This is a genomic window from Plastoroseomonas hellenica, assembly GCF_018129085.1.
Lineage (GTDB): Bacteria > Pseudomonadota > Alphaproteobacteria > Acetobacterales > Acetobacteraceae > Plastoroseomonas > Plastoroseomonas hellenica.
In genome coordinates, this window is the sequence record NZ_JAAGBB010000026.1 from 53,751 (window position 1) to 67,251 (window position 13,501).

General features: G+C 69.2%; 10 protein-coding genes. 6 read left to right on the forward strand and 4 right to left on the reverse strand.

Translation table 11 applies throughout. The features are described 5' to 3' along the window. Positions 1-39: 39 nt before the first annotated feature. Both GXW71_RS20675 and GXW71_RS20680 read right to left on the reverse strand, forming a co-directional pair. The gene (locus GXW71_RS20675; RefSeq protein WP_211854571.1) at positions 40-1,170 is read right to left on the reverse strand and encodes a hypothetical protein; all 1,131 of its coding nucleotides are present in this window, start codon (positions 1,168-1,170) and stop codon (positions 40-42) included. Between the two features lie 195 nt (positions 1,171-1,365). Then, positions 1,366-3,090: an N-acyl-D-amino-acid deacylase family protein gene (locus GXW71_RS20680; protein WP_211854572.1), complete on the reverse strand. Its 1,725-nt coding sequence runs from the start codon at positions 3,088-3,090 to the stop codon at positions 1,366-1,368. Positions 3,091-3,231: 141 nt separating this feature from the next. On the opposite strand from GXW71_RS20680, the gene GXW71_RS20685 reads away from it, so the two are divergent. Genes GXW71_RS20685 through GXW71_RS20695 form a run of 3 tightly spaced genes read left to right on the forward strand, consistent with a single transcriptional unit; the run spans position 3,232 to position 6,744 of the window. After that, complete coding sequence (locus tag GXW71_RS20685; protein ID WP_211854573.1) at positions 3,232-4,215, forward strand: tripartite tricarboxylate transporter substrate binding protein; 984 nt, start codon at positions 3,232-3,234, stop codon at positions 4,213-4,215. A gap of 43 nt (positions 4,216-4,258) precedes the next feature. After that, positions 4,259-5,980 (forward strand): N-acyl-D-amino-acid deacylase family protein, encoded by a 1,722-nt coding sequence (locus GXW71_RS20690; RefSeq protein ID WP_211854574.1) that lies wholly within the window; start codon positions 4,259-4,261, stop codon positions 5,978-5,980. Between the two features lie 53 nt (positions 5,981-6,033). Continuing rightward, positions 6,034-6,744: a metal-dependent hydrolase gene (locus GXW71_RS20695; RefSeq protein WP_211854575.1), complete on the forward strand. Its 711-nt coding sequence runs from the start codon at positions 6,034-6,036 to the stop codon at positions 6,742-6,744. 115 nt (positions 6,745-6,859) lie between these two features. Here the strand turns inward: GXW71_RS20695 and GXW71_RS20700 are convergent, their stop codons facing one another. Further along, the gene (locus GXW71_RS20700) at positions 6,860-7,690 is read right to left on the reverse strand and encodes a sugar phosphate isomerase/epimerase family protein (RefSeq protein ID WP_211854576.1); all 831 of its coding nucleotides are present in this window, start codon (positions 7,688-7,690) and stop codon (positions 6,860-6,862) included. Between the two features lie 173 nt (positions 7,691-7,863). Here GXW71_RS20700 and GXW71_RS20705 point away from each other — a divergent pair, with 173 nt between their 5' ends. Genes GXW71_RS20705 through GXW71_RS20715 form a run of 3 tightly spaced genes read left to right on the forward strand, consistent with a single transcriptional unit; the run spans position 7,864 to position 11,728 of the window. Next, positions 7,864-8,919, forward strand: a complete 1,056-nt coding sequence (locus GXW71_RS20705) for an ABC transporter substrate-binding protein (RefSeq protein WP_211854577.1) — start codon at positions 7,864-7,866, stop codon at positions 8,917-8,919. 7 nt (positions 8,920-8,926) lie between these two features. Further along, positions 8,927-10,654 carry an ABC transporter permease gene (locus tag GXW71_RS20710; protein ID WP_211854578.1) on the forward strand — a complete coding sequence of 576 codons (1,728 nt, stop codon included), beginning with the start codon at positions 8,927-8,929 and terminating at the stop codon, positions 10,652-10,654. Positions 10,655-10,657: 3 nt separating this feature from the next. Beyond that, complete coding sequence (locus GXW71_RS20715; protein WP_211854579.1) at positions 10,658-11,728, forward strand: ABC transporter ATP-binding protein; 1,071 nt, start codon at positions 10,658-10,660, stop codon at positions 11,726-11,728. A gap of 26 nt (positions 11,729-11,754) precedes the next feature. Here the strand turns inward: GXW71_RS20715 and GXW71_RS20720 are convergent, their stop codons facing one another. After that, positions 11,755-13,479 carry a hypothetical protein gene (locus tag GXW71_RS20720; protein WP_211854580.1) on the reverse strand — a complete coding sequence of 575 codons (1,725 nt, stop codon included), beginning with the start codon at positions 13,477-13,479 and terminating at the stop codon, positions 11,755-11,757. Between the last annotated feature and the right edge of the window lie 22 nt (positions 13,480-13,501).

Consider the following 13,501-nt stretch of genomic DNA (forward strand, 5'->3'; position numbering starts at 1 on the left):
CAAGTCGGACGCGGGCCGGCAGCCCGTGTCGAGGACGCTTCAGCGTGCCGTGGTGCCGCCGGTCAGGCCGCCGAGCAGGCCGGTGACCGGGCTCAGCAGGCCACCCGCCGCACCGCCCGTGGCGCCGCCGCCGGCGACACCGCCGACCAGGCCGGTCACCGTGCCGACCACGCCGCCGACCAGGCCGGTCACCGGGGCGAGCGCGCCACCGGTGGTCCCGCCGGTCGCCCCGCCGAGCACGCCGGTCACCGGGGCGAGCAGGCCACCACCGGTGCCACCCGTCGCGCCACCCAGCAGGCCGGTGACCGGGGCGAGCACGCCACCGGTCGCACCGCCCGTGGCGCCGCCCACGACGCCTGTGACGCCGCCGAGCACGCCGTTCACGGCGCCGACCGCCCCGCCGACCACGCCGCCCACCGTGCCGACCAGGCCCGTGACAGTGCCGTTCACCGGCGTCGCGAGGCCAGCGACGGTGTTGCGGTTCACGGCGCCGCCGGTGACGCCGCCGAGCACGTCGCCGACATTGGTCAGCACCGTGGGCAGCGTGCTGGTCAGCACATTGCCGCCCGACGCGGTGGTCGGCAGCAGCGTGCCGTTGACCACGGCGCCGCGGGCGGTGGTCGATGACAAGGCGCTGGCCGAGAGCAGGCTCGGGGTATTGGCGCCGGCGCCGGAGCCCAGCAGATTCTGGTCGGCGACGGTGACGCGGAGCAGCGGATCGAGGATCGAACCGACCGGGTTGGCGCTCTGCCCGCTGAGCGCGCCGGTCAGGCCGGTGACCGCGCCGCCGACCGCACCCTGAAGCGTGGCCGGCACATTGGCCGGGAGCGAGACGATGGCCGCCGGCGTGCCGTTGACGGGGACGGTGATGGTCGTGCCGGTGTTCGGGTCGGTGGTGATGCCGACGCCGGCCGTCGTGGTGGTCGAGGTATTGGTGGTCGGCGGCGGGTTGTTGGGGCCACCGCCGCCGCCCGGCGGATTGGCGCCGCCACCACCACCCGGCGGCGGCGTGGTGCCACCGCCGCCCGGCGGGTTGGTGCCGCCACCGCCCGGAGGATTGACGCTGCCGAAGTCGAGGCCGCCGCCACCACCGCCATTGCAGGCGGCGAGCAGCGCCACGGAAGCAACGGTCAGCAAAAGACCGGTGCGAGGGGAACGTCTCGTCGCCATTCTCTGGGCATCCTTGTGGCTCGGTGGCTGGCGTCGTTCCAGCAACGCCGCGATGCCGCCACGCTAGGATGTCGAGAAAGGCTACAGTGTCAGGTTGTGTCCGGATTTATTTCGACCGCCGACCAGAGTCGTGCGGCGTTGCCGCAACGCGGCCATCGCTGAGAGCCCGTTGTTTTCAAACGGTCTCGGACAGCGTCACGCCGGCACGAGCCGGACCTTGCCGCGGCGGACCAGCCGCCCCGGCAATGCGCCGGTCGCCTCGCCATCGCGATAGGTGACGGCGCCAGCGACCACAGTAGCGCGATAGCCGCGGGCGCGCTGCAGCAGCCGGCGGCCGCCGGCCGGCAGGTCGGCCACCATGCGCGGCGCCTGCAGCGCCAGCCGGTCGGGGTCGATGACGTTGAGATCCGCCTTCATCCCCCGCGCCAGCACTCCGCGATCCCTGAGGCCGGCGGCGCGCGCGGTGTCCGATGTCTGGCGGCGGATCAGCTCCGGCAGGGGAATGCCCTCCCGCTTGCCCCAATGGGTCAGCAGGAAGGTCGGGAAGCTGCCATCGGAGATGAAGCCGACATGCGCGCCGCCATCGGAGAGGCCGACCACGGCATTCGGGTGCCGCAGGCATTCACCGCTGGCCGACAGCGTGTAGTCGGCGAAGTTGGTCAGCGGCGCGAAGATGAAGCCGTGGCCATCCTCGGCGAGCAGCGTGTCATAGGCGAGCTCCGCGGCAGTGATGCCGGCGCGCTGGGCGCGGGCCGCGATCGATGCCTCGCGCGGCGGCGCATAGTCCGGCGGATCGCCGAAGGGGAACATGCGCTCATAGGAGAGCCGGGTGATGAGCGGAAAGCTGCTGCCGGCGACCGGATCCTCGGACAGGATGCGCGCGCGCATCGCCGGGTCGCGCATCGCCTGCACGCGCTGCGCCAGCGGCAGATGCGCGATCGCCTTGTAGGACGGCGTGCCGGAGAAGGGGTTTTGTGAGCCCTGCAAGCCCAGCAGGATGCCGATGGGGCGCGGCGGGAAGACCGGGCGGATCGGCAGGCCCTCGGCGGCGGCGGCGTCCGAGAGCGCCAGCAACTCGCGCCAGGCCTCGGTGCGGTCATGCCGTGCGGTCAGCGAGAACAGCACGGGGCGGCGCGTCGCCTCCACCAGGCGGCGGACCATGGCGAATTCCGTCGCGGGGTCGGGCGTGTTCCAGTCGGAGACCAGCTCCACCAGGCCGCCGCCGCCTTCGCCGAGGCCGCGTGCGATGCCGATCAGCTCATCCTCCTGCGCGCGGAGCGAGGGGGTCGGGTCGCCGGCCAGCGTCTTGTGGCTGATGGTGCGGGAGGTGGAGAAGCCGAAGGCGCCGGCCGCAGCCGCGTCGCGGGCGATGGTGCGCATGGCCGCGATATCCGCGGGTGTCGCATCCTCGAGCCGCATGGCGCGGTCGCCCATCACGTTCACCCGGATCGCGGCATGCGGCAGCAGCGTGCAGATGTCGGTGTCGCGCGGACGCTGCTCCAGCACGTCGAGATATTCGGCGAAGCTCTCCCAGCGGAAATCGAGGCCCTCGTGCAGCGCGGGGGCCGGGATGTCCTCGACGCCTTCCATCAGTTCGATCAGGCGGTTGCGGTCGCCTGGCTTCACCGGGGCGAAGCCGACGCCGCAATTGCCCATCACGACTGTGGTCACGCCATGCCAGGCGGAAGGCTGCAGGTGCGAATCCCACACGGCCTGGCCGTCGTAGTGGGTGTGGATGTCGACGAAGCCCGGCGTGACGAGGTCGCCGCGCGCGTCGATCTCCTCGGCGCCCGAACCCTCGATCCGGCCGATGGCGGCGATGCGCCCATCCTCGAGGGCGATATCGGCCTCGCGCGGTGCGGCACCGGTACCGTCGATCACCGTGCCGTTGCGGATGACCAGGTCGTGGCGCGCGGCCATGGCGTTTCCTCCGGTTCTTTGCAGCCAGGCTAGGCGCATCGCGCCCACCTGGCCAGACGGGTTGCCGCGCGCGCCCGGGCGTGGTGGCATGCGGCCGGCGCAGCGCCGGACACAAGAGCGCGCGCCGGGAGAGGACAGCCGATGCACATCAGTCGCCGCACACTCATCGCCGGAGCCGCCTCGGCGCCGCTCGCGGTCGCCACGGCGCCGCTTGCCACCGCTGCCGCGCAAGGGGTCTGGGTGCCGGACCGCACCATCACCATGATCGTCGCCTTCGCGCCGGGTGGCGGCACGGATGTCGCGGCACGGACGCTGGCGCGCGCCATGGAGAAGGATCTCGGCCAGTCGGTGGTGGTGGTGAACCGCCCCGGTGCCGGCGGCGAGATCGGCTGGAGCGAGCTTGCCCGCGCGCGACCTGACGGCGCCACCATCGGCTTCATCAACACGCCGAACATCGTCACCATCCCGATCGAGCGCCGCGCGCGCTTTCGGCTGGAGGATTTCTCGCCGATCGCGAACATCGTCGACGATCCCGGCGGCTACTGGGTGCTGAACGACAGCCCGATCCGCAGCCTGGCCGATCTCGTCCGCGAAGCGCGGGAGAAGCCGGGGCAGGTCGCCTATGGCACCACTGGCGTCGGCTCCGACGATCACCTCGCCACGCTCACCTTCGAGCGGCAGGCGAATGTGCGGCTGCTGCACGTGCCCTTTGCCGGATCCTCGCAAGTGCGCAACGCCATCCTCGGGCGCAGCATCCACCTCGCCGCCATGAACATGGGGGAGGGGTTGAACGACATGCGGAACGGGCTGCTGCGGCCGCTCGGCCAGATGGCCGCCGAACGCTGGGCCCCGGTGCGGGAGGTGCCGACCTTCCGGGAGCTGGGCTTCGACCTGGTCCAGGGTTCCATGCGCGGCGTCGCGGCGCCTGCGGGCATGCCGTTGCCGGTGATGAACCGCATCGCGCTGTCGGTCGAGCATGCGCTGGCCGATGACGAGTTCAAGCGTTCCGCGGCGCAGCAGGACCTGCCGCTGCGCTACCTGGGGCCGGAGGCCTACATGACCGCGCTGCGGTCGCTGCGCGACGAATACACGGCGCTCTGGGCGCAGCATCCGTGGCGCGACTAATGCGCTGCTCTGAATCGGCCGCACCAACTAACCGGAGGCAATGATGCCTGAAGAGGTCGATATCCTGATCCGTGGCGGCCATGTCGCGGATGGCGGCGGCGGAGAGCCGGTGGAGGCGGATGTCGCGATCCGCGGCGATCGCATCGCGGCCGTGGGGCGACGCCTCTCCGCACGCGGCACCGAGGAGATCGATGCGCGCGGGCTGCTGGTGACGCCGGGCTTCGTCGATATCCACACCCATTACGACGCCCAGGTGACATGGGCGGAGAGCGTCCTCTCCTCCTCTTGGAACGGCGTGACCACGGCGCTGATCGGCAATTGCGGCGTCGGCTTCGCACCCTGCCGGCCGGAACGGCGCGACATGCTCGTGCGGCTGATGGAGGGTGTCGAGGACCTGCCGGAGGTGGTGCTGACGGAGGGCCTGCCCTGGAACTGGCAGAGCTTCCCCGAATACCTCGAAGCCATCGCGGCGCGCCGCTACGACCTCGATGTCGCGGCGCAGGTGCCGCATGCGGCGCTGCGCGTGCATGTGATGGGCGAGCGTGGCGCCGAACGCGAGCCGGCGACCGAGACGGATCGGGAGGAGATGGCGCGGCTCGCGGTGGAGGGCATCCGTGCCGGCGCGCTCGGCTTCTCCACCTCGCGGGCGATCGCACACAAGACGCTGGCGGGAGAGCCGATCCCGACGCTCGGCGCGGCGGAGGCGGAACTGGCGGCGGTGGCGCGCGGAATCCGGGCGCTCGGCGAAGGCTGGATGCAGGTGATCTCCGACTTCGACGAACCGGATGAGGAATTCGCGCTGCTGCAACGGGTCGCGGCCTTGTCCGGGCGTCCCATGACCTTCTCGCTGTTGCAGCGGGAGAGCCGGCCGGGGCTGTGGCGCGACCTGCTCGCCAAGGTGAGCGCGGCCAATGCCGAGGGCACCCGGATGCTGGCGCAGGTGATGGGCCGTCCGGTCGGGCTGATGTTCGGCTTCGAGCTGAGCCAGCACCCGTTCCTGCACCGCCCTTCCTTCAAGCCGATCGCCGATCTGCCCTTCGAGGCGCGGATGGCACGGCTCCGTGATCCCGCCTTCCGCGACCGGCTGCTGGCGGAGGAGACGGCGGATCCCGCGCTGCGCGCACGGCACGAGACCTGGACGCGCATCTTCCGGCTCGGCGATCCCCCGGATTACGAGCCGCATCCCGACACCTCGGTCGCGGCGGAGGCCGCGCGGCGCGGCGTGGCACCGGCGGCGCTGGCCTATGACTGGATGATGGAGAGGGATGGGCGCGCCATCCTGAACCGGCCGCTGCTGAACTATGCCGATGGCGACCTGGATGCGATCGGCGAGATGCTGCGGCATCCGCACACGGTGACCGGCCTTGGCGATGGCGGCGCCCATGTCGGCTATATCTGCGATGCAAGCGCGACCACGCATATGCTGGTGCACTGGGCCCGCGATCGCAGCCGTGGGGCGAAGCTGCCGCTCGGCTTCGCGGTGAAGCGCATCACGCGTGACAATGCGATGGCGGTCGGCCTCGCGGATCGCGGGTTGATCGCACCCGGGCACAAGGCGGATGTGAACGTGATCGACCATGGCAGGCTGCAACTCCGCGTGCCGGAGATGCGCTACGATCTGCCGGCCGGCGGCAAGCGCCTGGTGCAGCGGGCGGATGGCTATGTCGCCACCATCCTTTCGGGGCAGGTGACCTTCCGGGACGGTGTGTCGACGGGCGCGCTGCCGGGGCGGCTGGTCAGGGGTGCGCAGCACCCCCTTGCGTGATGCGGCGGTCGCGCCACACTCCGGCGCGATCCCAGCCTTTGGAGCAGACCGACATGGAAATCACCTGGTTCGGCCATTCGGCCTTTCGTTTGCGCTTCTCCGGCGCCACCGTGCTGATCGACCCGTTCCTGACCGGCAACGGCACCTTCAAGGGTGATGTCGCGGCGGAGACCGCCGGCGCCACCCATATCCTGCTGAGCCACGGCCATTCCGACCATATCGGCGACACGCTGAAGATCGCGGAGGCGACGGGCGCTAAGGTGGTGTCGAATTTCGAGGTCTGCATGTACCTCGCCAAGCGCGGCCTCAAGAGCTTCGATCCGATGAACACCGGCGGCGGCACCGACCAGGGTGCCTTCCGGGTGACGCTGACCCAGGCCTTCCATTCCTCCTCGGCGATCGACGAGAACGGGGTGATCCAGGATCTCGGCCTGCCGAACGGGCTGGTGATCACGCCGACCGATACGAAGGAGCCGACCGTCTACCACATGGGCGACACCGACATCTTCTCCGACATGGCGTTGATCGAGGAACTGCACGCGCCCAAGGTGGTGATGGTGCCGGTCGGCGACCGCTTCACCATGGGGCCGAAATCCGCGGCGCTGGCGATGCGCCGCTTCCTGCCGGGTGCCGCGACCGTGGTGCCGGTCCACTACGCCACCTTCCCCATGCTGCTGCCGAATGCCGATGGCTTCGTCGCCGCCATGGGCGACCAGGCCTCGCGCGTGAAGGTCGCGACGCCGGGCCAGCCTTTCTCCGTTTAAACCGCGCAGATCGCCGCAGGGCGGTATCGCCCGGAGGCGTGAATCTGCGCGGCAACTAAACCCTGGCAGATCGCCGTAGGGCGGTATCGCCCGGAGGCGTGAATCTGCGCGGCCGCTAAACCGCGACGCCGGCCGCGCGGGCCTGCTCCACCATCAGGTGCCGCGCGGCCTGCATGTCGTCGAGTGAGCCGAAGGCATTGGTATAGGCGCCGCGATAGCCTTTGCCTTCCAGGCGGCGGAACATGTCGCCGAAATCGAAATCGCCCTCGCCGGGGCGCAGATGCTCCTCGTCGCCGTTGCGGCGGCAATCCGCGAGCCGCACTTCCCGCACGCGGTCGAGCGGGATCGCGTCGATCCAGGCGGGCACGCCCTCCGGCATCAGATGCGCGTGGTTGGCGGTGAAGGAGAGCGCGAAGGACGGGCTGTCGATCCTGTCGTAGTAGAAGCGCCATTCGTCCATCGTATGCGCGAGGTAGTGGACCTCGGCGTTCGGCGGCTCCTTGTTCAGGTTCTCGAGCAGCAGCAGCGCGCCCCTGGTCTCGGCATGGGCGACCATGCGCTTCAGCCGGTCGAGCCCGGCATCCATGCGCATCTGGACATCGGCAGTGAAATGGTAGCCGGCATGGACGACGATCCATTGCGCGCCGAGCTTGGGCGCGATGTCGATATAGGCGCGCATATAGGCATCCACCGCCTCCGACAGCAGCGGCGAGTACTCGGCGACATTGACGGCTGAGAGCGTATGCAGCGCGATATGCACGCCCTGCCGGGCGCTCTCCTCCCGGATCGCGGCGCAGCGGGCGTCGTCGAATCTGGTGAAGGCGTTCTCGCCGGTGTCGAGCTGGATGTCGATGTGGCGGACGCCGTTCCTGGCGGCCCAGGCGATGCCGTCCTCCAGCTTCGCCTTGCGGCCGATATCGACGCCGATGCGGTCGAGCAGTCCCATGACGTTCCCTCATATCCTTGTATGCAAGCAGGTTTACGGAGCCGCCGGTGCATGGCAAGCTCCTGTGAAGGGAAGAGGAAACGTCCGGCGCCAGGGCCCGAAAAGGGCTCGCGACCGGTCAGCGGTGACGCACGGCCTCCTCCCGTCGCAGGCACGGGGCAGGAGACACGATCATGATCCTCATCAGCAAGCGCGACTTTCTGCGAGCCTCTGCGGCGGCCGCGGCGCTGGGCGCTGCGGGCCGGGCCCGGGCGCAGGAGATGCCGGCGCATGAACGCACCCTGCATGAAGCGGCGCGACGCGAGGGCGAGCTGACCTGGTATTCCGGCCAGTACAATGCCGAGACTTCGGAAGCCGTGGGTCGCGCCTTCACCGAACGCTATGCCGGCGTGCGGGTGAATGTGGTGCGCTCCACCTCCCAGGTCGCCTTCCAGCGGCTGTCCCAGGACACGCGCGCGGGCGTCGCCCAGTGCGACGTCTTCAGCTCCACCGATTTCGGCCATTACAGCCTGCTGAAGCGCGAGAACCGGCTGCTGCAGTACCGGCCGGTGAATGACGAGCAGTTGCTGCCGCAACTCCGCCGCGCCGATCCCGACGGCTACTACCACACGAGCTTCATGGGCCTCTATCTCATGGCCCACAACACCACCAAGGTGTCGGAAGCGGATGCGCCGAAGAAGTGGACGGATGTGCTGGATCCGCGCTGGCGCGACCAGCTCGCGGTCGGGCATCCGGGCTTCAGCGGCGCCATCGGCATCTGGGCCGTGCAGATGCGCAAGATGTATGGCTGGGACTATTTCACGCGGCTGGAGCGCAACCGCCCGCAGATCGGCCGTTCCTCCATGGATCCGGTCACCGGCCTCAATGCCGGTGAGCGCTCGGTCGGCATCGCGGTGCCTTCCGGCACCACGCTGCTCTCGGCCCAGCGGGGCAATCCGCTGCGCCTCATCTATCCGGAGGAGGGGGTGCTGGCGACGCTCTCGCCCTCTGCCATTCCGCGCAACGCGCCGCATCCGAACGCCGCCAAGCTGTTCATGGAATTCACCGCCAGCCGGTATCTGTCGGACACCATCCGGCAGACCTTCGGCGACCCGATCAATCCCATGGTGGAGCCGCCGCCCGGATCGCGTGCCATCAACGATCTCAAGCTGATCTACCCGACACAGGAGGAGGCGGAACGCGGCGTGCCCGAAGTGCGCGAGCTTTGGCGCGACACCTTTGGCGTCTGACCGCGCCGTGTCGGATGGGGTCCTCCCTCGTGTCACCCCGCGCTCGAGCTTCCGGGCGCGGCTGCGCAACTTCGAACCGATTACCCTGCTCTGGCTGCTGCTGGCAGCCGTGCTGCTGGTGCTGGTCGCTTTCCCTCTCATCAAGCTGCTGATATCGAGCTTCGAGACACGCGAGGGTGTCTTCACGCTCGGGAACTACGCGACCGCCTATGGTCGTGCGCGCTACATCGATGCGCTGTTCAACTCGCTGAAGCTCGGCGCGCTCTCGGCATCCATCGCGGTGCTGCTGGCGGTGCCGATGGCCTGGGCGGTGTCGCGGACCGACATGCCGGGCAAGGGCTTCACCTGGGCGATGGTGATGGCGGCCTTCGTGATGCCGCCCTATCTCGGCGCGGTCGGCTGGATCCTGCTGGCGGGGCCGAATTCGGGCTTCCTCAACATCACCTGGCGGGCCATCACGGGCGCGAGCGACCCGTTGTTCAACGTCTACAGCTTCGCCGGGCTCGCGACCGTGATCGCGCTTCATTCCTTCCCGCTGGTCTTCATCTTCGTGAAGTCGGCGCTCGACCTGGTGTCGTCGGAGATGGAGGATGCGGCCAACATCCTCGGCGCCGGCACCTTCGCCACCATGCGCAAGGTCACGCTGCCCCTGGTGTGGCCGGCCATCCTCGGCGGCTTCATCATCGTCTTCCTGGAAACCATCGCGCTGTTCGGTACGCCGGCCATCATCGGCATACCCGCGCGCATCAACGTGGTGACGACCCAGCTCTGGCAGTTCTTCGAATACCCGGTGCGCATGGAAGTCGCGGCCGCCTATGCGATGCCGCTGCTGCTGATCACCATCGCGATGATCGGCGTGCAGAAGCTGATGCTCTCCCGCAAGGGCTTCGTCTCCCAGACCGGCAAGGGGGGGGAGCGGCGGCAGATCAAGCTCGGTGCCTGGCGCTGGGCGCTGTTCGGCTGGTGCGGGCTGGTGGGCACGCTGTCGGTGCTGCTGCCGCTGCTGGTGCTGCTGCAGGCCTCCTTCGCCAAGGCCTGGGGGCGTGGCCTCTCGCTCGACAACCTCACGATCCGCAACTACCGGCTGCTGCTGTTCGAGCATGAGATGGCGCTGACCTCGGTGTGGAACACGATCTGGTTCTCGGCGGCGGCGGCGACCATTGCCCTCGTGCTCGCGCTGCTCGTCGCCTACATCGCGGTGCGGCGGCTGTCGCGCTTCGCCGACGCGCTGGGTTTCCTGGCGATGGCGCCCTTTGTCATCCCCGGCATCGTGATGGCGATCGGTTTCTACGCGGCCTATGCCTCGCCGCCGCTGGCGCTCTATGGCACCGCGCTGCTGATCATCCTGGCCTTCGCGGCGCGCTTCCTCCCGATCGCCTATGCCAACGCCAATGCCGCGATGCGCGCCGTGCATCCGGAGATGGAGGAGGCCGTGCGCATCCTGGGCGGCGGCCGCCTCACGGCGATCCGCCACGTCACCGCGCCGCTGGTGAAGAAGGCGCTGCTCGGCGGCTGGCTGATCGTCTTCATCGTCGCTTCGCGAGAGCTGTCGGCGGCGGTGTTCCTGGTCGGGCCACGGACGCGCACCATGTCCGTGCTGCTCTATGATCTCAGCGAAGCCGGCAATTTCGAAGTGCTGGCGGCCTTCGGCGGCATTCTTCTGGTGGTCACCATGGTCTTCGTCGCGATCGGCATGAAGCTCGCCGGGCGTGACTTCATGCTACGGAGGCATTGAGCGATGTCGCGTCTGGTCCTGGATGGTCTCACCAAGCGTTACGGTCACCTCACCGTCGTCGATACCGTGGACCTGACGCTGGAGGAGGGGGAGTTCGTCTCCCTGCTCGGCCCCTCCGGCTGCGGCAAGACGACGACCTTGCGCATGATCGCAGGCTTCGTGCCGCCCGATGCCGGCCGTATCGAGATGAACGGCCAGGTCATCTCCGCACCCGACAATATCGTACCGCCGGAGCGGCGCGGCATGTCGATGATCTTCCAGAGCTACGCCATCTGGCCGAACATGACGGTCGAGGAGAATGTCGGCTTCGGCCTGAAGCTCCGGAAGCTGCCCGGCGAGGAGATCCGCCGCCGGGTCGGCGAGATCCTCGAGGTCGTGCAGATGAGCCATCTCGGCAAGCGCTACCCGTCCGAGCTGTCGGGCGGCCAGCAGCAGCGGGTGGCGCTGGCGCGCGCCATTGTCATCAAGCCCGCGGTGCTGCTGCTGGATGAGCCGCTGTCGAACCTCGATGCCAATCTGCGCGAGGAGATGCGCTTCGAGATCCGGCGCCTGCACAACGAGTTCCGCATCACCACCGTCTATGTCACCCATGACCAGTCGGAGGCGATGGCGACGTCTGACCGCATCGCGGTGATGCATGCCGGCCGCGTCGAGCAGGTCGATGCGCCGCACATGCTCTACAGCCGTCCCCGCACCCGCTTCGTCGCCGGCTTCATCGGCCGGACGAACCTGATCGAAGGCCATGTCGCCGGCGGCGCCTTCGGCGCCGACGGGCTGTCCCTGCCGACGACCGGGGTGGAAGGGCTCGACCAGGGCGGACCGGCGCTGATTTCGCTGCGGCCACAGAGCCTCGCGATCCATCGTGCCGCGCCGCAGGCGCCGGAGGGGCATCCGGTGATGCGCGCGACGATCGCGGAACGCACCTATCTCGGTGAGAGCTGGGACTATGTCGTGCGGCCGGCGGAAGGCGGCCTGCGGCTGCGCGTCGCCGCCCAGCCGCTCGATGTGCATGAGGTCGGCAGCGATGTCTGGCTGGCGATCGATCCACGCCAGGTGTCGGTGGTGGCGGCCTGAGCTGACCCGGCCTCAGTCATCGCGCATCATGTCAGCCCGGCGCGCCGCAGCCCTTCGATGTAATGGACGGTGTCCTCCGGGCGCTGGGCCGGGGTGCGGCGCAGCGCCTTCTCGATGCAGAAATCCGGCTCGATGGCGAGCAGCTTCGCCCGGACCTCGGCCGCTTCCTCCTGCATGCCGAGATGGCCGAGCGCCGCGAGATAGGTCTTGTAGGGATAGCTGAAGCCGGGGCGCATCGCGGTCACCATGCGCCCGACCTCCACCGCCTCTTCGTGCCGGCGACGATAAAGCAGCGGAACGGCTCGGGCTGCATCGAAGTAGAAGGCGTGCGGGTGGAAGGGCGCCAGGCTGGCATAGCGGTCCAGCCGCCGTAGCGCGTCCTCGTGATGGCCAAGGTAGCTCTGCGTCAGGCCGGAGAAGACCCATGCCATGGCGAGGTTGGGATTCAACGCCACCGCGCGGTCGTGCAGCGCCGCGGCGTCTTCCACCTCATGATGCAGGAAGGCGCGCACATGGCCGGCGACGGTGAGCGCATGGGCATCGAGCGGGTCGAGCGCGACGGCGAGGCTGGCATGGAACCCGGCCTCGGCGATCAGCGGCGGACTGTCGTCGGCCCAGCCCTGGCCGATCAGGAAGATATGCCAGTAGGCATACCAGGCATGGGCTGCCGCGCAGTTGGGTTCGAGCGCCATGGCCTCCCGCAGCCAGATTCCGGCGGCGAGGAAGCTGTCGCGGTCGATGCGGTGGATGGCGACGATGGCGCGCAGCAGCAGATCGTAGCAGGACGGTGTTGTCGCCATGCCGCTGCCGGCGCGGTGGGTCTCGATCCGTAGAATTTCGGGATCAAGCCGGGCGACGATCGCCGACGCAATCTCGTCTCTCAAACCGGGCATATCCGCGGCGTCGCGTTCGAGGCGCTCCGCCCATACCGTGGAACCCGTCTCGCGCAGATCGGTCAGGCGGAAAGAAAAGCGCAGCCGATTGGCGTCACTGCAGAGGGTGCCGGTCAGCAACAGGTCGACACCGAGCGCGCGCGCGGCTTCCTCCTCGGTGCCATAGCGTTGCGCCGCGGCGGCGAGCGACGCGCTGTCGGTGACGAAAAGCCAGCGGAAGCGGGCAAGTGCGGCGCTGATCTCCTGGGCCAGGGCGTGGGAGAGGTGGGGCGCGATCCCGGCGCCCTGGATGTGGATCGGCGGCACGCCGATCCGCGCCCCCCGGATGGCGGCCGATGGCAATATCGCAGTAGGGCCCGGATCATGCAGGTGCCGCCGTTGCTCCGCGAGCCAGTGGTCGAAAGCCGGATCGAGCCCGCCCATGTCGCTGAGGAAGGTGGCTCCCGGCGACAGGGTTCGGTCGAGCTCGATCGCATCGGTCCACACCACGTCGCCGCGGAGCGCCACCGTGTCACGCGTCGTGATCAGCAGGGGTGGGCCGAGCGGTGCGAGGACGTCCTGCAACTCATGCAGCGTCTGCCGAAGCGATCCCCGGCGCTGCTCCTCGCCGCGGCCGGACCAGAGCAGGGCGGCAAGGTCGGCGCGCGGCAGCGGCTGCCCAGGGGCCATCGCCAGGATCGCGAGCAACGCTCTGGCCTTGCGGGAGCGTGGCAGCACCGACGCGCCGCCGATGCCCCAGGCCTCCATCGCGCCGAACAGCACCAGGCGCAGCAACAGCCGCGGCGAAGACTTCGCCGGTGTCCCGAGGGGCGGCGGGGAAGCGCCGGTCGGGGCTAGATCGGAGACGGAACCCACCATTGAACGATGGTAAGGGAGGCAC